24 protein-coding genes and 1 pseudogene are annotated in these 21,264 nt (G+C 30.2%); 12 read left to right on the forward strand and 13 right to left on the reverse strand.

Features of this window, described 5'->3' with window-relative positions; translation table 11 throughout:
• Positions 1-6: 6 nt before the first annotated feature.
• The 9 genes from fliG to AJN69_RS04535 are packed head-to-tail and all read right to left on the reverse strand — an operon-like array spanning position 7 to position 9,075.
• Entirely contained in the window at positions 7-1,035 is a 1,029-nt protein-coding gene (gene fliG / locus AJN69_RS04495; RefSeq protein ID WP_002854670.1) for a flagellar motor switch protein FliG, read from the reverse strand.
• Positions 1,035-2,717, reverse strand: coding sequence for a flagellar basal-body MS-ring/collar protein FliF (gene fliF, locus AJN69_RS04500; RefSeq protein ID WP_002861099.1), 1,683 nt, complete (start codon positions 2,715-2,717; stop codon positions 1,035-1,037). Before fliF ends, fliG begins: the two co-directional genes overlap by 1 nt.
• Positions 2,718-2,770: 53 nt before the next feature.
• Positions 2,771-3,865, reverse strand: a complete 1,095-nt coding sequence (gene hisC, locus AJN69_RS04505; RefSeq protein ID WP_002922251.1) for a histidinol-phosphate transaminase — start codon at positions 3,863-3,865, stop codon at positions 2,771-2,773.
• The gene (gene pheA / locus AJN69_RS04510) at positions 3,855-4,928 is read right to left on the reverse strand and encodes a prephenate dehydratase (RefSeq protein ID WP_044779539.1); all 1,074 of its coding nucleotides are present in this window, start codon (positions 4,926-4,928) and stop codon (positions 3,855-3,857) included. Before pheA ends, hisC begins: the two co-directional genes overlap by 11 nt.
• Positions 4,922-5,683, reverse strand: a complete 762-nt coding sequence (locus tag AJN69_RS04515; RefSeq protein WP_044779540.1) for an HAD-IIA family hydrolase — start codon at positions 5,681-5,683, stop codon at positions 4,922-4,924. The genes pheA and AJN69_RS04515 overlap by 7 nt, the downstream gene beginning before the upstream one ends.
• A 1-nt stretch (position 5,684) precedes the next feature.
• Positions 5,685-6,893 carry a diaminopimelate decarboxylase gene (lysA, locus tag AJN69_RS04520; RefSeq protein ID WP_044779541.1) on the reverse strand — a complete coding sequence of 403 codons (1,209 nt, stop codon included), beginning with the start codon at positions 6,891-6,893 and terminating at the stop codon, positions 5,685-5,687.
• Positions 6,894-6,936: 43 nt separating this feature from the next.
• Entirely contained in the window at positions 6,937-7,995 is a 1,059-nt protein-coding gene (locus AJN69_RS04525; protein ID WP_070287911.1) for an LptF/LptG family permease, read from the reverse strand.
• A 1-nt stretch (position 7,996) separates the two neighbouring features.
• Positions 7,997-8,542: an aminoacyl-tRNA hydrolase gene (gene pth, locus AJN69_RS04530; protein ID WP_002861093.1), complete on the reverse strand. Its 546-nt coding sequence runs from the start codon at positions 8,540-8,542 to the stop codon at positions 7,997-7,999.
• Positions 8,539-9,075, reverse strand: a complete 537-nt coding sequence (locus tag AJN69_RS04535; protein ID WP_002880509.1) for a 50S ribosomal protein L25/general stress protein Ctc — start codon at positions 9,073-9,075, stop codon at positions 8,539-8,541. Before AJN69_RS04535 ends, pth begins: the two co-directional genes overlap by 4 nt.
• Before the next feature lie 133 nt (positions 9,076-9,208).
• Between AJN69_RS04535 and AJN69_RS04540 the strand changes: the two genes are divergently transcribed.
• From AJN69_RS04540 to AJN69_RS04550, 3 genes are read left to right on the forward strand one after another with little or no spacing between them, the layout of a single operon-like run.
• A complete protein-coding gene (locus tag AJN69_RS04540) occupies positions 9,209-9,547 on the forward strand; it encodes a multidrug efflux SMR transporter (protein WP_002880510.1) in 339 nt (112 codons plus the stop codon).
• A gap of 2 nt (positions 9,548-9,549) precedes the next feature.
• Positions 9,550-9,864, forward strand: coding sequence for a multidrug efflux SMR transporter (locus AJN69_RS04545; protein WP_002857436.1), 315 nt, complete (start codon positions 9,550-9,552; stop codon positions 9,862-9,864).
• A gap of 9 nt (positions 9,865-9,873) precedes the next feature.
• Positions 9,874-10,479, forward strand: a complete 606-nt coding sequence (locus AJN69_RS04550; protein ID WP_002880513.1) for a dethiobiotin synthase — start codon at positions 9,874-9,876, stop codon at positions 10,477-10,479.
• Here AJN69_RS04550 and AJN69_RS04555 read toward each other — a convergent pair.
• On the reverse strand, positions 10,466-11,749 hold the full coding sequence (locus AJN69_RS04555) for an adenosylmethionine--8-amino-7-oxononanoate transaminase (RefSeq protein ID WP_002880514.1): 1,284 nt from the start codon (positions 11,747-11,749) through the stop codon (positions 10,466-10,468). The two genes, AJN69_RS04550 and AJN69_RS04555, sit on opposite strands and share 14 nt — an antisense overlap.
• A 67-nt stretch (positions 11,750-11,816) precedes the next feature.
• On the opposite strand from AJN69_RS04555, the gene AJN69_RS04560 reads away from it, so the two are divergent.
• From AJN69_RS04560 to AJN69_RS04590, 7 genes are read left to right on the forward strand one after another with little or no spacing between them, the layout of a single operon-like run.
• A complete protein-coding gene (locus tag AJN69_RS04560; RefSeq protein WP_070210123.1) occupies positions 11,817-12,959 on the forward strand; it encodes a pyridoxal phosphate-dependent aminotransferase family protein in 1,143 nt (380 codons plus the stop codon).
• The gene (locus AJN69_RS04565; protein ID WP_002880516.1) at positions 12,956-13,567 is read left to right on the forward strand and encodes a pimeloyl-ACP methyl esterase BioG family protein; all 612 of its coding nucleotides are present in this window, start codon (positions 12,956-12,958) and stop codon (positions 13,565-13,567) included. Before AJN69_RS04560 ends, AJN69_RS04565 begins: the two co-directional genes overlap by 4 nt.
• Positions 13,564-14,250, forward strand: coding sequence for a malonyl-ACP O-methyltransferase BioC (gene bioC, locus AJN69_RS04570; protein WP_002880517.1), 687 nt, complete (start codon positions 13,564-13,566; stop codon positions 14,248-14,250). Before AJN69_RS04565 ends, bioC begins: the two co-directional genes overlap by 4 nt.
• Positions 14,251-14,300: 50 nt before the next feature.
• Positions 14,301-15,050, forward strand: coding sequence for a molybdate ABC transporter substrate-binding protein (gene modA, locus AJN69_RS04575; protein ID WP_070210122.1), 750 nt, complete (start codon positions 14,301-14,303; stop codon positions 15,048-15,050).
• The gene (locus AJN69_RS04580) at positions 15,047-15,448 is read left to right on the forward strand and encodes a molybdopterin-binding protein (RefSeq protein ID WP_070210121.1); all 402 of its coding nucleotides are present in this window, start codon (positions 15,047-15,049) and stop codon (positions 15,446-15,448) included. Before modA ends, AJN69_RS04580 begins: the two co-directional genes overlap by 4 nt.
• Positions 15,441-16,115 carry a molybdate ABC transporter permease subunit gene (modB, locus tag AJN69_RS04585; protein WP_070210120.1) on the forward strand — a complete coding sequence of 225 codons (675 nt, stop codon included), beginning with the start codon at positions 15,441-15,443 and terminating at the stop codon, positions 16,113-16,115. The genes AJN69_RS04580 and modB overlap by 8 nt, the downstream gene beginning before the upstream one ends.
• Positions 16,112-16,993 (forward strand): sulfate/molybdate ABC transporter ATP-binding protein, encoded by an 882-nt coding sequence (locus AJN69_RS04590; RefSeq protein ID WP_070210119.1) that lies wholly within the window; start codon positions 16,112-16,114, stop codon positions 16,991-16,993. The genes modB and AJN69_RS04590 overlap by 4 nt, the downstream gene beginning before the upstream one ends.
• Here the strand turns inward: AJN69_RS04590 and blaOXA are convergent.
• The 3 genes and pseudogenes from blaOXA to surE form a co-directional block, all read right to left on the reverse strand.
• Positions 16,949-17,721: pseudogene (blaOXA, locus tag AJN69_RS04595) on the reverse strand (OXA-184 family class D beta-lactamase). The gene AJN69_RS04590 and the pseudogene blaOXA sit on opposite strands and share 45 nt — an antisense overlap.
• A complete protein-coding gene (locus AJN69_RS04600; protein WP_079396828.1) occupies positions 17,718-18,383 on the reverse strand; it encodes a ThiF family adenylyltransferase in 666 nt (221 codons plus the stop codon). The pseudogene blaOXA and the gene AJN69_RS04600 overlap by 4 nt, the downstream one beginning before the upstream one ends.
• The gene (surE, locus tag AJN69_RS04605) at positions 18,373-19,149 is read right to left on the reverse strand and encodes a 5'/3'-nucleotidase SurE (protein ID WP_044780369.1); all 777 of its coding nucleotides are present in this window, start codon (positions 19,147-19,149) and stop codon (positions 18,373-18,375) included. Before surE ends, AJN69_RS04600 begins: the two co-directional genes overlap by 11 nt.
• Positions 19,150-19,628: 479 nt before the next feature.
• Here surE and AJN69_RS04610 point away from each other — a divergent pair, with 479 nt between their 5' ends.
• Together AJN69_RS04610 and AJN69_RS04615 are read left to right on the forward strand one after the other, a co-directional pair.
• Complete coding sequence (locus AJN69_RS04610) at positions 19,629-20,429, forward strand: cytolethal distending toxin subunit A/C (protein ID WP_070210117.1); 801 nt, start codon at positions 19,629-19,631, stop codon at positions 20,427-20,429.
• A gap of 17 nt (positions 20,430-20,446) precedes the next feature.
• On the forward strand, positions 20,447-21,253 hold the full coding sequence (locus AJN69_RS04615) for a cytolethal distending toxin subunit B family protein (protein ID WP_044780366.1): 807 nt from the start codon (positions 20,447-20,449) through the stop codon (positions 21,251-21,253).
• Positions 21,254-21,264: the final 11 nt, after the last annotated feature.

The raw sequence follows: 21,264 nt of genomic DNA on the forward strand, positions 1-21,264 counted from the left end.
TCTCACCTACTCTATCATTTCATCCGCATCGCCTGTTTGAACAAGACCTTGTTCTGCAAGTTTTTGCACCACTTCAACAACCTTTCTTTGTGCATCTTCAACATCTTTAACACGCACAGCACCCAAAAAACCCATTTCTTCAAGAAAAGCTTCGCTTGCACGCGTAGACATATTGGCTAAGAATTTTTGCTTTAACTCTTCACTTGCACCTTTTAAACCTATCATTAAATCACGCTTATCAGCTACTTTTAAAATTTCTCTTATAGCTTGAGTACTAAGTTTTTGTATATCATCGAAAGTGAACATAAGCTCTTTAATAGTCTCTGCTAAGCGTTCATCACTTTGTTCAATATAAGTAATGGTTGATTTGCTTGCTTTTTGACCCAAACGATTAAGCACTTCTGCTACTGCTCTTGGGCCACCCACTTCAACCTTATAAGAGGTAAGACTTTCAAGCTTGCTTTCTAGCACTGCAGAAACTCTTTTAATAATACTTGGAGAAATATCGCCAAGATTTGCCATTCTTATAACCACCTCAGCCCTTAATTCATCACTAAAATACTCTAAAGTTTCTGCCGCATGAATAGAATCCATGTGTGCCAAAATAAGAGCGATGGTTTGTGGGTGCTCTTTAGTAATAAAGTCTGCAAGTTGCTGTGGTTTAATTTGCGCCAAATAAGCAAAATTTTGATTATTCTCCATACTTTTAGTGAGTTTTTCAAGAATTTTATTTGCAATCTCTGGCCCAAAAGTACGAAAAAGTATTTCTTTAGCATATTCCAAACCACCGCTTTTAATATATTGATTTGATTGAAGCAGAGTGTAAAATTCTTCTAAAACTGCAGTAGCTACGGATCTATCAACATTTTTAGCCATAGCAATATAACGTGAAATTTCTGTAATTACATCAATTTCCATATGTGAAAACACAGAAGTTGTTGCATCTTCGCCAAGTTGTATAAGAAATATCGCCACCTTTTCAGGCATCGATAAATCATCATAGACCATTTTTTGTTCTTCACTTAGCTTTATCATCACATATCCTTTTCACCAAATTCACTATCGTTTTGAATTAAATTTTGCAAAAGTGCAGCAATTTCCTCGCTTTTATCACTTACCAAACCACGCAATTTTTCAAGCAAAACCTCATATTGGATAGAATCTTCATTGAAATTATCTCCGAAACCAAGTTGTTCTTCAACTTTTTTCCTTGCTGCATTCATTTTTTCCAAAGTATCTTCAACATCATCTAAAACAGCATTTGGACCTTGCTGCATTTCTTCTTGCGCTGCGACATCTTCAAGCATTTTTTGAGTAAATGGAGTAATAACTTTTTTGTAAAAAATAAAAAGTAAAATCGCTGCAATAAAATACTTAACCGGTGGAATAAACGGCTCAATAAAACGATTATAAAAAGTTTTAACTTTACTCTCAACTCTAATCGACTCACGATGAAATGGTAAATTTTGAACTACAACACTATCACCTCTAGTAGCACTAAAATTAATAGTATTTTTAACTATACTCTCAACACTTGCAAGCTCTTCTTTGGTTAATGGAACATATTCGCTTTTCACATCCCCATTTTCATCAACCACATCTTGATATTTTCCATCTATAGTAACAGCTGCTGAAGTGCGTAAAACTGTTGCAAATTGTTTTTTGGTATTTGTAATAGTTTTAGAAAGTTCATTATTTGTAGTAACTTGATTTTTTTTATAAGTGTCAATTTGACCCTTATTGTCAAGTCCTTCAACAGGACCTATATTAGAAACAGCACCTGGAACACCCTGAATTTCTGGATCTTTTCTACCTGTTCTTTCCTCGTTTAAAGTTTGCTCGCTACGCACTATAGGATTTGGATCATAAATTTCACTTTGAGATTCTTGCTTGGAAAAATCAAAATCTATATTTACACTCACTTTTACTTTATCCATACCACCTGCAAAAGGAGCTAAATTTTCTATAATCTTATCTTCTAAAGCTTTTTCTTGATCACTTTTAAATTTAATTTGCGCACGAACCAAATCATCTTCATATGCTTCTTGCTCATCTAAAGGCACACCACTTTGATCACTAATCTTAACATTTTCTTTAGTAAGTTTTGGAACTGCCGCTGAAACAATATTTTTTATACCATCAATTTGTTTTCTAGTAAGCTTTAAGCCTTCGCGAACATTAACAACAACTGAAGCTGTAGGCGGAATTTGCCTTTCGGTAAAAACACTATCTTTAGGAAATGCTATGTGTACAACAGCGCTACGAATAGGTTCTAAAGTCTCAATAGTTCTTGCAAGTTCGCCTTCTATGGCTCTTTGGTATTTTACCTTTTGTTCTTCATTTGTAGCTCCAAAAGCTTGAGTATCAAAAGCTTCAAAACCCACGCGACTATCTTTTATAAGACCTTCGCTTGCAATAAACATTCTTTGACGATAAACCTGATCTTGTGGAACTAAAATTTTATTTTCACTTTCTAATTTATAGGGAATATTATTTTGTTCAAGTTTAGCTACAATTGCAGCAGAAGAACTTGGGCTTACATTTTCAACTAAAACTGCATATCCATTATTTGCATTACTACCACTTCCGCGAAATAAAGCTAAAAAAACCAAAAACCCAACCACCACTACAATAGATGCAGCAATCACTATACGCTGCTTGCGAGTTAAATTTTGATAAAGTTGCCCAATTTGATGAAACATATTTTTAAAATCCATTAATTCTCATCCCTTAGTTTGGCGAATTTTACATATTTTTATTTGATTTATATCTATCTTAAAATCTTATCAAATTCTGTAAAAAATCTTTCATTTTCATAAGATGTTCCTATAGTAATGCGTATAGCATTTAAACCATAGCTTTTTAAATTTCTTATTATTATACCCTTTTTAAGCAATTTTTCAGACAAATCTGTACTATTTTTTTCATCAAAAAAATAAGTGATGAAATTTGTATAACTATCAATGATTTTGATATTATGTTTTTTAGCAAATTCTTTATAAAGCTCCATTTGAGAAAAATTATTCTCTAAAGTTTTTTCAGTAAATTCATCATCATCCATTGCTGCAACTGCTGCTTTTAAAGCAAGATTGCTCACATTAAAAGGCGCACGAAGCTTGTAAAATGCACTAATAATACTAGCATCAGCTATGCCATAACCAATGCGTAAGCCTCCTAATCCATAAAGCTTAGAAAAAGTTCCCAAATAAAGTACATTGTCAAATTCTTTAATCAATTCACAAGGTTCTAAATGTTTTTTGCTATCTTTAAAACTTGCAAATTCATTATAAGCTGCATCAATCACAACTAAACAATCCTCCTCCACACCTTTAATAAATTTGGTCACTTCACTTGCATCCAAACACTCGCCTAAAGGATTGTTTGGCAAGCATAAGAAAATGAGTTTAATTTCATCTTTGTGCGTTTCATAAAGCTTTTTAAACTCATCTAAATTATGAGTAATGCTTTGAGTTTTATAGCACTTTGCACCGCATTGTTTGGCGTAAATTTCATACATAGCAAAGGTAACTCCAGCTTGCAAAAAAGCATTTTTAGAATTTAACTTAGCATGTATAGCAAATTCAATCACTTGATCACTGCCTGCACCGATAATAATATTTTCATTTTGAACTTTGTATTTTTGAGCCAATGTGCTTTTAAGTTCTATCATACTATCATCAGGGTAAAGATGGGCTTTGTTTGCATTTTGTCTTAAACATTCTATAGCTTTTGGTGGCGTGCCAAAAGGATTTTCATTACTTGCTAATTTTATCACTTCTTTAACGCCATATTCTTTAGCAATAACTTCTATATCTTTGCCGGGTTCATAATTGCTTAAATGATTTAAAAATTCATTAAATTTCATCTTTCTCTCCTGATAAATAAGATCCAAGCCAAACAATCTCTTGTATATCTTTTAAAGCTTTTTTTACATTTTCATCATCAATATGCCCTTCAAAATCTATATAAAAACTGTGTAAAAATTCTTTTGATTTTACAGGACGAGATTCAAGCTTGGTAAGATTGATATTTTCTTTTTTAAACTGCTCTAATAAAAAGCTAAGCCCCCCAGGTTTATGTGCTGTGTGTGCTAAAATAGAAGTTTTACAATTTGGTATTTTAGGATTTTTAATATCGCTTAAAATTAAAAATCTTGTTTTATTGGCTGCATTATCTTCTATTTTATCAAAAAGCACAGGCACATTATAAAGCTTAGCCGCTATTTTAGAGCAAATTGCTGCTGCATATTTATCTTGCGAAGCTAGATAAGCCGCATTAGCTGTAGATTTTGAAGGAACAAATTCTATAGCACTAAGTTCATGACTTTCTAAAAATTTACGACATTGATTATAACCTTGTGGATGCGAATAAATACGTTTGATTTCTTTTAAATTTTCATTAATTCCCACAAAAGAATGATGAATATCCATATAAATTTCACCAAAAATTTTAAGCTCATTATACCTACCTAGACAATCTAAAGTAATACCTACTGCACCTTCGGTATTATTTTCTATAGGCACAACACCGTATTTTGCTTCTTTGTTGCTTAACTCTTTAAAAACATCTTCGATATTAGCCAAGGCTATATAACGACTCATCGCTCCAAAACGACTTCTTGCTGCTTGATGAGTATAAGTTCCTTCAGGCCCTAAATAAGCTATAGTTTGAGGCATTTCTAAATTTCTTGAAACTGCAAAAATTTCTTGATAAATTGCCTCTATGGCATTTTGATCTAAAAGTCCTAAATTTGCATTTTTTAAACGATTGATAATGGCTCTTTCGCGCTCAGGACGATAAATACTTCCCCCGCTACTTTGTTTAAGCTCGCCTATGCTTTTAACATAAGTCATTCTTTCGTTTAAAAGTTCTAAAATTTTATCATCAACCGCATCGATTTTATTTCTAAATTCTTCTAAATTTAGCATTTTAGCTCCTTTAAAAACTCAAAAACACTAGGATAAACTCCATCAAGCAAATCCGTATCAAGCCCTTTTGTGTCGCTTATTTTGCCGCTTAAAACTAGCAAGGTTTTCATGCCGAGTTCTTTTGCCTTAAGCAAATCTCCTCTAAAATCATCACTAATGATTTTAATATCTTCAAAATCGATTTTTGAATTTTGTCTTCTTATCAAATTTAAAGCTTCTTTATAAAAAGCAATGCTAGGCTTACCCACAACCTCGTATTTAAAATCAATAGCATTTTTAAGCATAGCCATAATGCTACCTACACCAGGATAAGGCCTGCCATCTTTTTTATAAATGCTAGTTTCGTGCATAGCTATAAACCTAACTTCTCTTCTAGCAAATTCTATCATAGTGGCAAAATCTTTAAATTTAAAATCATCATAACTAGCTACAAGCACAGCACTAGGATTTACAAAATCAAGTTCAAAACCAAGATTTTCAAGACTTTTTACAAACTCATCTGCACCAAAAGCCGCAACTTTACAAGGTTTTAAAAGGTGTTTTAAAACGCTAAAAGGATCAATATAAGCATTTTCTTTTATAGCCAATCCTTTTTGCTGTAATTTTTCTAAAAAATCAAGTTTTTTTGTATTGTTAGTAATAATAACATAAGGAAGATTTTTTGCATTTAAAAAATCGATCAATTCTTTAGCACCATGGATTAAACTCTTATCATGATCAGAAATTAAAGTCCCTTGAACATCTAAAAAAAACATTTTAAGCCTTTAAAAATTTCTCTTCTAAAGCGATTTGATCTTCAAAATTTTCTCTTTGACGGATCAATCTTACCTGTCCTTCTTCGAGGGCTAATTCGCAAACTTTATTACGAGTATTGTAATTACTACTCATGCTAAAACCATAAGCTCCAGTATTTTTAATAACCATTATATCACCACTTTGAGTGCTGGGTAAAGACCTTGCTTTAGCAAAAAAGTCTCCACTCTCACAAATTCCGCCCACAACATCACATAAACTCTCTTGAGCTTGATTATAAGGTAAGATTATTTCATGATAAGCCTCGTATAAACTTGGGCGTATAAGATCATTCATCGCTCCATCTACTACAACAAAACGCTTGATTTTATTTTGTTTTTCATAAAGCACCGAGCAAACAAATTCTCCACTTTTAGCAACTAAATACCTTCCAGGCTCCATTCCTATAGTTAAATCAAGCCCATGAAGTTGTGCTAATACACCTTGTGCATAACTATAAAGATCAACTTCACACTCATCTTTTTCATAAGCCACACCCAAACCACCGCCTATATCAAAAAATTTAAGATCGATTTGCAAGGCTTTTAACTCTCTTACAAGTTTTGCAACGATGCCTGCTGCTTCATGAATAGGAGAAATATCTAAAAGTTGCGAACCTATATGAAAATGTACTCCAACGGGCTCTAAAAAAGATGAATTTTTTGCATAAAGATACATTTTTCTTGCTATGACAATTTCAACACCAAATTTATTTTCATTTAATCCTGTAGAAATATAAGGATGGGTTTTTGCATCAACATTTGGATTAACACGAATGCTAATTCTTGCTTTTAGATTAAGTTCTTTAGCTACACTTTCTAAAAGCATCATTTCAGCTTCGCTTTCAAGGTTAATATATAAAATATCATATTCTAAAGCTTGTCTTAACTCTTCTTTGGTTTTTCCTACTCCACTAAAAATAATCTTATAAGCTTTTGCCCCTGCTTTTAAGGCACGCTTTACCTCGCCTATACTCACACAATCAAATCCACTATCTAAATTTGCAAGCATTTGCAACAAACTTAAATTTGAATTGGCTTTTACAGCGTAAAAAATTTGAGATTTTCTAGCCTTAAAAGCCTCTTTGAGATTTAAAAAACGCTCTTTTATGAAATCAAAATTGTAAATATAAAAAGGAGTATTAAATTCTTGCTTTAATTGTTTATAATCCATATTTAACCTTTAATTTTTATAATTTTACTACACAAAGCTTAATTTATCGATGCTTATAATACATATAAGCACTCAAACAACCCAAAATTATAATAGGCACTACAATGCCAATTTCACTTGCAATCACATTATTTTCGCTTAATCTAGTAAGCAAAAACAAGACTCCCCAAATCATCAAAGTCGCTACAAAAGCTATAAAAGTTACAAAAGCAAGATTAAAAAATCTTGCTATTACAGGAAAAAAATAATACATAATAAGCATTAAAAATGGTGCAAAAAAAGGAGTAAAAACAAATTTATAAAGATTGATTTTAAGAGCATCTGTATTGACATTTTGCGCCTTAAAAAGCTCAAAACTTTCAAGTGCATCAGATATTGAATAATCACTATTACTAGCAACCCCTTCTATAATCTTTGGTTTAAAACCCTCAAGTGATTTAAGCTCGGAGAAATCTTGTATCTTTAAACCATCATTAGCAAGTTCATAATTTTTAGGTAATAATGTAATATTACCATCTCGCAAAATCCAACTTTCACCTTCAAAATAAGCATTTTTAGCACTTACAAAAGAGCTTAAATTTAAATCATTGATATTAAAAATTTTTATATTTTGAGCACTATTTTGTCCATTGTTTATCTTTGAAATATAAACAAAATTATTGTTAAATTTCAAAAACACTTCTCCACTTTGATTCATAATAGTGCCATTTTTTAAAATATTTCTCTTATAATCATTTGCATAAGCAAAAGAAGTAAAATTCAATCCTATATAAATACAACAAAAAAATAAAGCCCATAAAAAAGGAAATAAAATAACATAATTTCTGCTCAGTCCTAACGCATAAAGACTTACAAATTCATTTGCTCTGATCATAGAAATCAAAGAAACTACCAAAGCAAAAATCAAAGAAATGGGTAATACATAAGGCACTGCCGAGAAAGATAAAAACATAATATAAAGCAAATCAAGATTTGCGGCTTTTGGTAGATCTTTAAAATTTAAGAGCAAATCAATACCGCAATAAAAACCAAGTAAAGAAAAAAATATAATAAAAAAATTTTTTAGATAAATCCCTGAAATAAAACGAAAAAATATCCACATCTTAAGCCTTTAGGCTGTATTTGGATGATATAGCAGACAAATCATCATTTTCAATAAGCTCAAGCAAAGCTTTTTTTGTATGCTCTAAAACTTTGCTTAAGGTTATTTCTTCTTCGGGTTTAAATTTACCTAAAACATGAGAAATCACATTTTCACCCTTTCCCACTCCTATACGCACTCTTTCATAATCATTTCCACATAAAGTATCTATGCTTTTAAGTCCATTATGTCCACCACTTGAACCGCCTTTTTTAAAGCGCAAGGATCCTAAATTTATATCTATATCATCATGGATAACTATCATTCTTTCGCATTTATAAAAATCATTCACTGCTTTTACACTAAGTCCTGAATTATTCATATAAGTGCTAGGTTTAAGAAGAAGTAAAGAAGAACCTATTTTAAAAAGTTCTCCTTTAAATTTAGAGTTTGTAAGATTTGTAAAATTGCTTTCTTTTAAAAGCAAGTCAATTAGCATAAAACCGACATTATGACGGGTATTTTCATACTCTACGCCTATATTGCCAAGCCCTACGACTAAAATCATCTAGCTTTTTCTACGCCTACAACCGCTACTCTATCAGCATCAATTATAGTTACTCCTGCAGGAACTACAATATCACGAACAAGTAAAGCATCACCCACATCAAGTTTACTTACATCAAGTTCGAAGAAATTTGGTAAATTTTCAGCTGCACATTTTACTTTTAATCTTCTTTTTGATTGGATTAAAACACCTTTATTTTTAAGACCTATAGCTGTTCCTGTGATTTTAACTGGAACCATGTATTTAGAAATCACACCTTTTTGTGCAACTTTTAAATCCACATGTTTAAGTTCTGCAGTTACAGGATCTTTTTGATAATCCACAACTACAACGCTTAAAGTTTGAGAACCTACTTTTACATCAAAAATTAAAGTAGTTTTTTTACGAACTTCTTTAATAAACTCATTTACTTTAAAAGCGGCATTGATATTTTCTAATCCTTTTCCATAGATGTTTGCGATTAGATAACCATCTCTTTTTAAAGCTTTAGCAGCTTTTCTACCGATACTCTCTCTAACGATACCTTCTAACATCTTTTGTCCTTTCTTAAAAAATGAGCTTTGATTATATCTAATTTTGGCTTATGGAAAAGTAAATTTATAGCTTCTTTTAATTTCTTTAAGATATAATTTGTTTTACAAATATTATGTTAATTTAAGGCTTCATGTGAATGAAAAATTCAATATCAATATAGCTTGGTTTTTAATAATCTTAGGTGGGATTATAGAATGCTTTTGGGTAAGCGGACTTAAATATTCTACAGAAATTTGGCATTATATTTTAACAGCCATTGGAGTTTGTATTTCTTTTACTTGTTTTTTAAAAGCTTGTGAAAGACTTGAAGTAAGCATTACTTATAGTGTTTTTGTAGGCATTGGCACTATAGGAGTGGTTTTAAATGAAATGTTTATTTTTAACGAGGCTGTTTCTGTAATTAAACTTGTGCTTATAGCGATTTTACTTTTAAGCATTATAGCCCTTAAACGGGTAAGCAAGGAAGCTTAGTTATGGAATGGTTTTATTTGTTTTTAGCTACTGCTTGTGAAATTTTTGGTGTGGTAATCATGAAAGAACTTGTAAGCACTAAAAACAAGCTTTACCTTTTGGCTTTGATAGTGTGTTTTGGATTTTCTTTTACTTTTTTAAGTTTAAGTATGCAAAATATCGCTATGAGTGTTGCTTATGCTATATGGACAGGAGCTGGAACCGCTGGTGGGGTAATGATAGGAGTGCTTTTTTATAAAGAAAGTAAAAGTTTTTTAAAACTTTTTTTAATCACTGTGATTATTGCTTGTACAGTGGGTTTAAAATTTCTTTCTTAAGGATTTTTTGTGCAAATTTATGTAAGTGGAATACATACTGATGTAGGAAAAACACATTTTAGTGCAGCTTTTTGTGCGAATTTTAACTATGATTATTTTAAACTCATTCAAGCAGGAACTCCAACAGATAGCGAGTTTATTGCAAAATTTAGCCCAAAAACAAAGGTTTTTAAAGAAGGTATTTTTTTGCAAACTCCAGCTTCTCCTCATCTTGGAAAAATCAAAGAAAAGCTTGATTATAAAGCTCTAGATATCATTTTACCAAAAAGTAAGAACCTACTTATTGAGCTTGCGGGTGGGCTTTTTTCTCCTATGGATGAAAATTACACTATGATTGATTTTATGAATATTTTTAAACACCCTACGATTTTAGTAGCAAAATACTATCTTGGAAGTATTAATCATATCTTGCTTAGCATTGAAGCTTTAAAGCAAAGAAATATCAATCTTTTAGCCCTTATAATGATGGGCAAAAAAGATACCTTGCAAGATGATTTTATAAAAAATTATGCAAAAATTCCTATAATCAATCTTGATTTTTTTGATGAAAATAGTATTTTAAATAAAGATTTTAAGGAACAAATGCAAGAAATTTTACAACTTAAAATTCCTTAAAAATCTGCTCTAAACTTTCCACCACATAAACGATTTGTTCTTTTGTGATGATGTAAGGAGGCATAAAATATATAGTGTTTGCTAAAGGTCTTAAAAGCAAGCCTTTTTCTAAGGCTTTTTGAAATACAAAAAGTCCCACGCGTTCGTGTTTATGGCTTAAAATGTCAAAAGCACTAATCATTCCGCAAGTTCTAAAATTTCCTAAAAAATCAAATTTTTTAAGTTTTGAAAATTCTTGCTGGATAAAGGTACTTAAAATTTGATTTTTTTCTAAAATATTTTCATTTTCAAAGATATCTAAAACCGCATTAGCTGCTGCACAAGCTAAGGTATTTCCCGTATAGCTATGAGAATGTAAAAAAGCCTTTTGGCTTTCATAAGTATCATAAAAAGCATTATAAATTTCATCTCTTGTAAGCACTACAGAAAGTGGCATAAATCCACCCGTTATCCCTTTTGAAAGGCAGATAAAATCAGGGCTTTGTTTGCATTGATGTAAGGCAAACAAAGTTCCTGTGCGTCCAAAGCCTACTGCAATTTCATCAAAAATCACTTGCACATTAAAAGCATGACAAAGCTTGATCGCTTCATCGATAAAGCTAGCTTCATACATATGCATATTTCCTGCACATTGCACCAAGGGTTCAAGTATAAAAGCACAAATTTCACTTGCATTTTTTTCTAAAATATCTTTTAAAATTTCAAGCTCTTTAGTATAGTCTTTACCTTGTGGCACAGGAGTGCTTAAACACTCTAAAAGCAAGGCTTTGTAAGTATCTTTATAAAGTGCAATATCACCCACACTTAAAGCCCCTAAGGTTTCGCCATGATAGGAATTGCTTAGGGATAAAAATTTATTTTTTTTCAAACCTTTATTTAAATGATAATGAAAACTCATTTTAAGTGCTACTTCAATGGCGCTTGAGCCATTATCTGCATAAAAACATTTATTAAAATCACGCCCCACTTTTTCACAAAGTCTAGCCGAAAGTTTGATGATAGGCTCATGTGTAAAACCTGCTAAAATCACATGTTCAAGCTCATTAACTTGTTTTTTAATGGCATTTGCGATTTTTTCATTACAATGACCAAAAAGATTTACCCACCAAGAACTCACACAATCCATATAAGCTTTATCATCAAAATCATAAAGCCACACGCCTTTTGCTGTTTTTATAGGGATTAAAGGTAGGGTTTCGTGATCTTTCATTTGTGTGCAAGGGTGCCAAATGTGTTTTAAATCGAGATTTTTTAAGATTTGATTTTGCATTATAACTTCTTTTTTAAAAATATTTTGGCAAAATAATACTTTAAATTTTTAAATTTACAGGAAAAAAATGAAGCTTGAAAAAATTTTGCAAGATCTAGAGCAAAATCACAATCTAAGAACTCTAACGCCTTTAAAACATGAAAATAAATTTGTTTATAAGCAAGATCAAAAACTTTTAAATTTAGCAGGAAATGATTATCTTTATTTGGCGTCTTCTAAAGAGTTAAAAGCTGAGTTTTTAAATACCTTAAAAGAGCAAGATTTGTTTTTTTCAAGTTCGAGTTCAAGAAGTTTGAGTGGAAATTTTGAAATTTATGAAGAATTAGAAAGTTTTTTAAAGACTAAATTTAAAGATAAGGAAATTTTACATTTTAATAGTGGTTATCATCTAAATATCTCTTGTATAGCAGCACTTTCTAGCGTTTCTAAGACGCTTTTTTTAACCGATAAATTTATTCATGCAAGTATGATTGATGGTTTAAGACTTGGCGGAGCTGATTTTTTTCGTTTTCATCATAAAGATATGAATCATTTAGAGAGTTTAATCCAAAAACATTATGAAAATTATGAAAATATCATCGTTTTAAGCGAAGCTTTGTTTAGTATGGATGGAGATTTTAGCGATTTTAAAACTTTGTGTGAGCTTAAAAAACATTATGATAAAATTAAGCTTTATATAGATGAAGCACACAGCGTGGGTTGTTTTGATAAAGAGGGTTTGGGGCTTGTTAAAAAACTAGCCTTAGAAAATGAAGTGGATTTTTTGGTTTTTACCTTTGGAAAAGCCCTTGCTTCCATAGGTGCTTGTATGATATGTGATGAAAAATATAAAAAATTTTTCATCAACAAAGCTAGAGCTTTTATTTATTCTACAGCCTTGCCACCTATTAATGTAGCTTGGACACAATTTATTTTTAAAAAAATACCTTGTTTTAAGAAAGAAAGAGAAAAATTAGAACTTTTAAGCACTTTTTTTAAAAGTAAATTGCAAGAAAAAAATCACACTGTTTTAGGCGATGCTTATATCATTTGCTTACTTTTAGGTGAAAATAAAAAAGCCTTAGAAATTTCACAAAAACTCCAAAAAGCTGGATTTTTTGCTCCTGCGATCAAAGAACCTACCGTGCCAAAGAATAAAGCCAGAATTCGTTTTTCCTTACATGCAGGACTTAACACAGAAGAACTTGAAAGGATAATAGAGCTTTTATGAAATATGAATTTTTATGTAAAAATCCTGATTCAAAAAAACTTATAGTGATATTTGGAGGATTTGCTTCACATCCTAGTCATTTTTCGCATTTAAAAAGCAATAAAAATGTGATTTTATTTTATGATTATGAAAATTTTGATTTAAATTTTGATTTCAAAGCTTTTGATGAACTTTTTTTAATCGCTTTTTCTATGGGGGTTTGCGTAGCAAATAGACTTTTAAAAGAGCTTAATTTTAAACAAAAAATAGCCATAAATGGCACAAATTTAGGTATAGATAAATCAAAAGGAATTCATCCTACAATTTTTAAAAAAACCCTGCAAAATTTTAAATTAGAAAATTTCAAAGAAGTTTTATTTGAAGAACACAAAAGCTTAGTCAAAGATTTTATTTTTAAAGATGAAAAAGCTTTAAAAATAGAACTTGAAAAACTTTTTGACTTTGCTTTAACAAAACAAGAAGAAAATTTGCTTTGGGATAAGGTTTATTCAAGTAAAGAAGATAAAATTTTTCCACCAAATACTTTAAAAAATGCTTTTTCAAAACTTATTTTTTTAGATGAACCGCATTTTGCTTTTTTTGATTTTAAAACTTGGGATGAAATTTGAATTTTTTAAAAGCAAAAGATTATGAAAAACATGCAAAAGTGCAAGATTTTATGGGTTTAAAACTTTGTGAAATTTTAAAAGATTTAAAAATTTCACATTTTGAAAAAGTGTTTGAATTTGGTTGTGGTAGAGGTGAATTTAGCAAAAAACTTCAAAATTTCATTACTTTTAATGAGTATTTAAGAAACGATATTTTAGATTTTAAAGAAAATTCTAATATTTTAATTTTTAATATGAATGAAATTGCAAAACAGGATTTAAGTAAAGAGAAATTTGATCTTATTGTTTCAAATGCAACTTTGCAATGGCTTGATTTAAAACGCATTATACCAAGTCTTAGGGATATGCTGAATCAAAATGGGATTTTACTTCTTTCTACTTTTGCAAAACAAAATTTAAAAGAAATCAAACAAAGCACGGGTTTTGGTTTAAATTATTTTAGCTTAAATGAATTAGAGCAAATTTTTAAAATCTATTTTGATGAAGTAAAAATCACTCAAGAACTCATAAAATTAAGTTTTAATAATGCTTTAGATGTTTTTAGACATTTAAAATTTAGCGGTGTAAATTCTTTAGGATTTTATCCTTTAAATAAAGGTTTTTTAAAAGAATTTGAAGAAAAATTTCAAAACAAACTCACTTATCATCCTGTATTTATTTTATGCAAAAATGATATAAAATGAATTTTTTGTGTTATAATCCAAAAATTAAATTTTTACACAAGGAAAACTAAATGAAAAAATTTATAGTATTTTTTGGGATTTTGTTTTTTACCTTACATCTAAATGCACAAAATTTAAGCATTTTTGTAGCTTCTTCAGCTTCAAAGGCAATGAGTGAAGTTAAAGATGAGTTTTTGAAAACACATCCAGAAGATAAAATAGAATTGGTTTTTGGTGCTTCTGGAAAATATTATGAGCTTTTAAAACAAGGAAGAGAATTTGATCTCTTTTTTTCAGCGGATACTAAATATGCTAAGGCTATTTATGATGATAAAAATGCCTTAATAAAGCCAAAAGTTTATGTTTTAGGAGTTTTGGCTTTGTATAGTTTGGATGAAAATTTACTCCAAGGAGGTGTTGAAAATTTAAAAGAAAAGGCAGGTAAAATCACGCATCTAAGCATAGCCAATCCTAAAGTAGCTCCTTATGGAGTAGCGGCTAAAGAAGTGCTTGAAAATTTGGATTTAAATGAGCTTTTTAAGGATAAAATCGTTTTAGGTGAAAATATCTCAGTGCCTGTTTTACATGTAGATAGTAAAAATGCAGATATAGCTATAGTGGCTTATTCTTTAGTTTCTCCTATTAATCATCCTAAAGGTAAAACAAGTATTATTAATCCAAAGTATTTTAGCCCTTTAGAGCAAAGTTATGTCATCACAAAATATGCTAAGAATAAAAAATTAGCCTTTGAATTTAGCGAATTTATTGGCTCTTTAAAAGCAAAAGAGATTTTTAAAAAATACGGATTTAGCACACCATGAACCTTATAAAAGGACAAATTTGTGAGCTTTTAAATCAAGAGGATATAGTTATTGTTAAAATACTTTCTAAAGAAGTGATTTTTAGTGTTTTAATGCTTGAATTAAAATCTTTAGAAAATTTAAAAATTGGTGCGAGTGTAGAACTTCTTTTTAAAGAGCATGAGCTTTGTTTTAGCACAAGTAAAACTCTTTTAAGTGTTGAAAATTCTTTTTTAGCTAAAATTACAAAAATTAAAAAAGGCGAACTTTTGTATCAGATATTTTTTGATTTTAAAGATAACGAGCTTTCTAGTATCATCACCAAAGAAAAAGCTTTAGAACTTGAACTTTGTGAAAATCAAGAATGGCTTTGTTTTGTAAAAGCAAATGATATTGTATTAAGGAGTCATAATGCTTAATCCAGCTTTTTTACAAACCCTTTATCTTACTTTTAAACTTGCTTTTATCACGACTTTTATTCTTTTTTTTATTGGTGTATTTTTAGCTTATTTGTTAAGTTTTGTGCGTTTTCCTTTTAAAACAATCCTTCAAAGCTTTATTTCTTTGCCTTTGATTTTACCTCCTAGTGTTTTGGGATTTTATTTGCTTGTAACTTTTTCGGCTAATAGTTTTTTAGGGCAAGTTTTAAAAGAATATTTTAATCTTTCTTTGGTTTTTAGTTTTGAAGGTCTTGTTTTTGCTTCTTTAATTTTTTCTTTGCCTTTTATGGTAAATCCTTTGCAAAGTGCCTTTTCATCGATCAATCCAAATTTGCTCGATGCTTCTTATAGTTTAGGTAAAGGTAAAATTTATACTCTTTTTAGAGTGATTTTACCTAATTCTAAAGCAGGAATTTTTAGTGCTTGTGCGATGAGTTTTGCCCATACTGTGGGTGAATTTGGAGTCGTGATGATGATAGGAGGACATAAACAAGGTGAAACTTTAGTAGCTAGTATAGCTATTTATGATGAACTTGAAATCTTAAACTATAGCTTGGCACATCAATATGCTTTTATATTGTTTATTTTTTCTTTTTTAGTGCTTTTTAGTCTTTATTTTGTCAATAAAAAAATGAGTTTTCAATGATAAAAATTAATATCAATCATCCTATGAATACTGCCAAAGGAAGACTGGATTTAAATTTTAAAAAAGATATAGAATCAGGAAAAATTACCGCACTTTTTGGCGAAAGCGGAGCAGGAAAAACCACTCTTTTAAAAATCATAGCAGGACTTATAGAGCCTAAATTGGGGCGTATAGAAGTAGATAATGAACTTTGGTTTGATTCTTCAAAAAATTTTAGTTTAGCTTTGCAAAAAAGAAAAATCGGTTTTGTTTTTCAAGATTATGCGCTTTTTCCAAATATGAATGTAAAAGAAAATATCGCCTATGCCACTAGTTCTAAGACAAAGATTAGTGAGCTTTTAGCCTTAATGGGTCTTGAAAATTTGGCTAAAATTTATCCTAAACATTTAAGCGGAGGACAAGCACAAAGAGTGGCCTTAGCAAGAGCTTTAGCAAGGGAACCAAAAATTTTGCTTTTAGACGAGCCTTTGAGTGCTTTGGATTTTAAAATGCGTGCCAATTTACAAGATGAATTGGCTAAAATTTTAGAATATTTTAAGATAAGCACTTTATTAGTCAGTCACGATCTAACTGAAATTTATAAGTTAAGTCATAGAATTTTAGAACTTAAAAATGGAAAAATCATTAAGGATTTTCCTAAAAATGAATTTTTTACTCATTCAAGTATTAGTGCAAAATTGCGTTTGAGTGCAACTTTGCTAGAAATTAAAAAAAGTGATATTTTAGTGGTTTTAACCTTGCTTTTAAATCAAGATATTATTAAAATCACTCTTAGTGAAGAGGAATTTTTAAAAGCTTATCAAGATATAAAAATAGGCGATACTCTCATACTTTCAGTAAAAGCTTTTAATCCTATTATTGTTGGAAAAATTAGCTAAATACTTATTTAATAATTTTCCCTTATTTTAATATTTTTAATGTCCTTTATATCAACATTTAAAGCAAAAGATAAAATTTTGTTTTCAGTCTTTACAAATCCAACAATCCAAGCTAAATTGATATTATCATTAAAACCTGTTTTAGCATAAATTTTTTGGATTTTATCTTCCTTAAAAAGAATAATTTCTTTAACTTCTTCTTGAATTTTTTTAGAAAAAGGTAAAGAATTTTGCGAAAATTTAAAAAGTAAATCAGCTTGATTTTTTGCAGAAATTTGTAAAGAATTATCTAGCCAAAAAGTATCGATTTTTGAAATTTTTGCATTTCCATAAGAAAGTTTATTTAAGCTTTCTTGCATGGTTTTAAGTCCTATTTTTCTTGCCAATTCTTTAAAAGCAGGCACTTGAGAGCGTTTTATAGCTGAGCTTAAACTAGCATCTTGTTTCCAAGAGGGCAAAAATACTTTTTCGCCCTTATAATGATAAAAAATTTCCTTTGTATCTCTAACTACACCATTATCAAGCGCAATTAAAGCATTAAAAATTTTAAAAGTTGAAGCAGGAGAAAAGGCTTGTTTAGCTCTTTGAAAATCATTACTTGCATAATTTTTTCCATCAAAGACTATAAAAGTCCCACTTGTATTATAATCTTTAAAAAAATTACCAAGTATTTTATCCTCTCCAATGGCTATATTCAAAAACAATATAAATACAATAAAATTTCTCATTGCTCTTTATATTTTGATAAGACTTTTCTCATTGCTAAACTTGCTAAAGCCAAACCAAAAGAAGCTGTTACACCCATAAAAGAACCCAAATCTTTACAATGTGCTTCTTCATCAGAAAATACCACATCAAAATTTCCCTTAAAACCTGATTTTCTAAGCTCATAACGGAATTTTTTAGCTAAAGCATCGCCGTGAGTTTTAAAAATACTTGTAGTTTTAATGCGTGTTGGATCAAGCTTTCTAGCTCCACCTGTTGAAGAGATAAAAATTTGTTTTTTAAAATCTATAAGATGAGCCAAAGCTACTTTTACAGGGATATCATCAATGGCATCTATGATAAGATCAAACTCGCTTAAATCAAAATTTTCTAAAAAATCTTCATCGATTTTGCTGACTATACCTTTAGCCTTGTAAATTCTTTCAAATACTTTAGCTTTTTCTTCGCCTATATTTTCGCTATGAATTTGGCGATTTTGATTGGTGATTTCAAATTTATCCGCATCGATTAAAGTAAGGTTTTTAAAACCGCTACGATAAAGTGCATCAACGCAAATTCCACCCACTCCACCAAGTCCGCAAACCAGAACTTTTGTTTGTGAAATTTTTTGAAATTTTTCTTCTCCAACTAGCCATTTTATACGTGTAAATCTATCATTCATCATTTGCCTTTAACCATTTTTTAACTTTTTTCATTTTTTCATAAGCTGTAAGATCCAGCATTATAGGGGTTATTGTAGCGTAGCCTTTTTTAAGTAAGACAATATCGCTATTTTTCTCATCTTCAAAGTCTAAATTCGCTGCTGCAAGCCAATAATACTCAACTCCTCTCGGATTGACATTTGAGTGGGCTTCAAAATTATAAACCCTTTTGCCTGCTTTACAAATTTTAATGCCTTTGATTTTTGATTTTGCAGGAAAATTGATATTTAAAAATTCTTTTTTTTCCAAAGGAAAACCTTTATCAAAAATATTTTGAATGATTTTTTTGGTAATTTTTAAAGCATTTTTATAGTCTAGTTCTTTTTCGCTTTTTTTATAAAATTGAGAAAGAGCGATAGCAGGAATTCCTTGTAAAACCGCCTCCATAGCTCCTGCACAAGTTCCTGAGTAGGTAATATCTTCACCTACGTTTGCTCCTTTGTTAATCCCACTGATTACAAGATCAGGCAAGCGTGTTTTATAAAGTGCGTGAAGCGCAAGATAAATACAATCTGCTGGAGTGCCATCATCAAGCTTGTAAAATCTTTTTCCTACTTTAACAAAACGCAAAGGTTTGGTTAGGGTTATGGAGTGTGAACAAGCTGATTTTTCACTAGCAGGAGCTACTATGGTGATCTTGGCTTTAAATTCTTTTTTTAACATCTTAATGAGTTTTTTAAGTCCTTCGCTTTCATAGCCATCGTCATTAGTGATAAGAATTTCTTTCATTGCTTTTCCTTATTGGATATTTTAACATAAAAAGCTTTAAGAATAAACACAAACAAAGCTATATAGAAATGTTCTTTATAATTAATTCGTTTATTCTCAACTCAATAAAGCAATTCACAATTAACTTAAAATCAACTTAATTTTTATTATTTAGTCCAATCTACACTTTAAAATCACGATTTTAATCGTAACTCTTCTAATGTTCAAATATTTTAAATTCCATACTCATTTATATTTTTATTCTTAAAAACTTAAAATTCCATAGTTTAAATTTTAATAATAAAAAAACTTTTTTTATTATTAAAATTAACTTTCATTTTGATATTAATATATTTTTTTATAACTATAATTTTTCCAAAAAATTAAAATTTTATTCTTTTATAGAAGACAATTATTTAATCTTAAATTATAATTTTTTATACATTTTTAAAATTATATTATTATACTTATCGATATCTTAATTCACTCAAGGAGAAAAAATGCAAAAATTTCATTCTATGATAGTATTAAGCTTATTATTGATATTTTTTATCGGATGCTCTTCTAAAGAGCTTAATCCTCTGGGACGATCTTATGGTGATTTACATGATAGCGATCCGCTTAAAATAGGAAAAACACCTACAATACCAGCCAAACAAGAAACTCCTGCTTTAGTTGATGGTTCAGATTTGATACCAAAAGATGTTCCTTTAGAACCACCTGTAATAAAAACAAATACTTTTAAAGGTAATGATTTTATTAAAGGACCTTCGCCTAGAACGCAATCAAACGGAGAATTTAACAATGTTCCTGTATATGAAAACAGAGGATATTTTAGTGATTACATAACCATAATGGGTCCATCAGGAGCAGCTTTAACTGTATGGGCTTTAAGACCAGGAAATTGGATATGGGGTTATACATTATATTCAAGCAGACCTTTTGGCGATGCAAATGTATGGCAGCTTATAGAATTTCCTCAAAATAAAGTTATGATTAAAAATGTCAAAACACTCACATGTCTAAATGCTTATGGCGAAGGGATCGTCCATTACCCTTGCGATCAAAGTAATTACGCTCAATTTTGGACCCTTCTTCCTATGGACAACGGTGCATATCAAATTCAAAATTTAGCGACCAAGCAATGTATTCAAACGCCGATACATGATGTTATGAAAGAATTTAATTTAAGCTATTATAAAATATTTCTCACCGAATGTGTAAAATCAGGAGAAAAAAATTTAGATAGACAGTGGTACATAGCACCTCCTACCTATACCGCTCGAAATCCTTATAGATAATTCAATTGGAGTTGAATATGAAAAAAATATTATTGATTATTTTAAGTATCAATTTGAGTTTTGCTTCTTTAGAAGATTATAATGTTGGAACATGGAATTTGCAAGGTTCTTCAGCATCAACAGAAAGTAAATGGAATATTAGCATTAGACAACTTGTTACAGGAAGCAACCCTATGGATGTTTTAGCCGTCCAAGAAGCAGGAGTTTTACCGTCTACCGCAACGATGACTCAAAGACAAGTCCAACCTGTTGGTGTGGGTATTCCTATTCATGAATACGAATGGAATTTGGGAACTTCATCGCGTCCTAATTCAGTATTTATATATTATTCAAGAATTGATGTAGGAGCAAATAGAGTTAATATGGCAATAGTAAGTAGAAGACAAGCGGATGAAGTAATTGTTTTACCTCCTCCAACCGTTGCTTCAAGACCTATCATAGGAATCCGTATTTGCAATGATGTATTTTTTAACGCACATGCTTTAGCAAGAGGTGGAAATGATGCAGGAGCTATAGTTACTGCTGTTGATATGCATTTTAGAAATATGCCTCTGATTAATTGGATGATCTTGGGAGATTTTAATAGAGATCCAAATTCATTAATGTCTTTATTAGATCAAGGATTAAGAAACCGAGTACATTTTGTTTCTCCTGCATCTTATACTCAAGCAAGTGGTGGTGTTCTTGATTACGCTGTTACAGGAAATTCTGATACAACCAGAAGATATACTCCCCCAGCTATACTAGCTATACTAGCTGCTGCTGGACTTAGAACATTTTTAGCTTCAGATCATTTTCCTGTGAATTTTAGAAAATTTTTTTAATATAAGGTGTT

Source organism: Campylobacter sp. BCW_4338 (genome assembly GCF_001763255.1).
Classification (GTDB): Bacteria; Campylobacterota; Campylobacteria; order Campylobacterales; family Campylobacteraceae; genus Campylobacter_D; species Campylobacter_D jejuni.

Bases quoted from the DNA above. Each gene is read 5' to 3' on its own strand.
- fliG (WP_002854670.1), bottom strand. From the start codon at position 1,035: ATGATAAAGCTAAGTGAAGAACAAAAAATGGTCTATGATGATTTATCG.
- fliF (WP_002861099.1), bottom strand. From the start codon at position 2,717: ATGGATTTTAAAAATATGTTTCATCAAATTGGGCAACTTTATCAAAAT.
- hisC (WP_002922251.1), bottom strand. From the start codon at position 3,865: ATGAAATTTAATGAATTTTTAAATCATTTAAGCAATTATGAACCCGGC.
- pheA (WP_044779539.1), bottom strand. From the start codon at position 4,928: ATGCTAAATTTAGAAGAATTTAGAAATAAAATCGATGCGGTTGATGAT.
- AJN69_RS04515 (WP_044779540.1), bottom strand. From the start codon at position 5,683: ATGTTTTTTTTAGATGTTCAAGGGACTTTAATTTCTGATCATGATAAG.
- lysA (WP_044779541.1), bottom strand. From the start codon at position 6,893: ATGGATTATAAACAATTAAAGCAAGAATTTAATACTCCTTTTTATATT.
- AJN69_RS04525 (WP_070287911.1), bottom strand. From the start codon at position 7,995: ATGTGGATATTTTTTCGTTTTATTTCAGGGATTTATCTAAAAAATTTT.
- pth (WP_002861093.1), bottom strand. From the start codon at position 8,542: ATGATTTTAGTCGTAGGGCTTGGCAATATAGGCGTAGAGTATGAAAAT.
- AJN69_RS04535 (WP_002880509.1), bottom strand. From the start codon at position 9,075: ATGTTAGAAGGTATCGTTAGAGAGAGTATCGGTAGAAAAGCTGCTAAA.
- AJN69_RS04545 (WP_002857436.1), top strand. From the start codon at position 9,550: ATGGAATGGTTTTATTTGTTTTTAGCTACTGCTTGTGAAATTTTTGGT.
- AJN69_RS04555 (WP_002880514.1), bottom strand. From the start codon at position 11,749: ATGCAAAATCAAATCTTAAAAAATCTCGATTTAAAACACATTTGGCAC.
- AJN69_RS04560 (WP_070210123.1), top strand. From the start codon at position 11,817: ATGAAGCTTGAAAAAATTTTGCAAGATCTAGAGCAAAATCACAATCTA.
- AJN69_RS04565 (WP_002880516.1), top strand. From the start codon at position 12,956: ATGAAATATGAATTTTTATGTAAAAATCCTGATTCAAAAAAACTTATA.
- modA (WP_070210122.1), top strand. From the start codon at position 14,301: ATGAAAAAATTTATAGTATTTTTTGGGATTTTGTTTTTTACCTTACAT.
- AJN69_RS04580 (WP_070210121.1), top strand. From the start codon at position 15,047: ATGAACCTTATAAAAGGACAAATTTGTGAGCTTTTAAATCAAGAGGAT.
- modB (WP_070210120.1), top strand. From the start codon at position 15,441: ATGCTTAATCCAGCTTTTTTACAAACCCTTTATCTTACTTTTAAACTT.
- AJN69_RS04590 (WP_070210119.1), top strand. From the start codon at position 16,112: ATGATAAAAATTAATATCAATCATCCTATGAATACTGCCAAAGGAAGA.
- AJN69_RS04600 (WP_079396828.1), bottom strand. From the start codon at position 18,383: ATGATGAATGATAGATTTACACGTATAAAATGGCTAGTTGGAGAAGAA.
- surE (WP_044780369.1), bottom strand. From the start codon at position 19,149: ATGAAAGAAATTCTTATCACTAATGACGATGGCTATGAAAGCGAAGGA.
- AJN69_RS04610 (WP_070210117.1), top strand. From the start codon at position 19,629: ATGCAAAAATTTCATTCTATGATAGTATTAAGCTTATTATTGATATTT.
- AJN69_RS04615 (WP_044780366.1), top strand. From the start codon at position 20,447: ATGAAAAAAATATTATTGATTATTTTAAGTATCAATTTGAGTTTTGCT.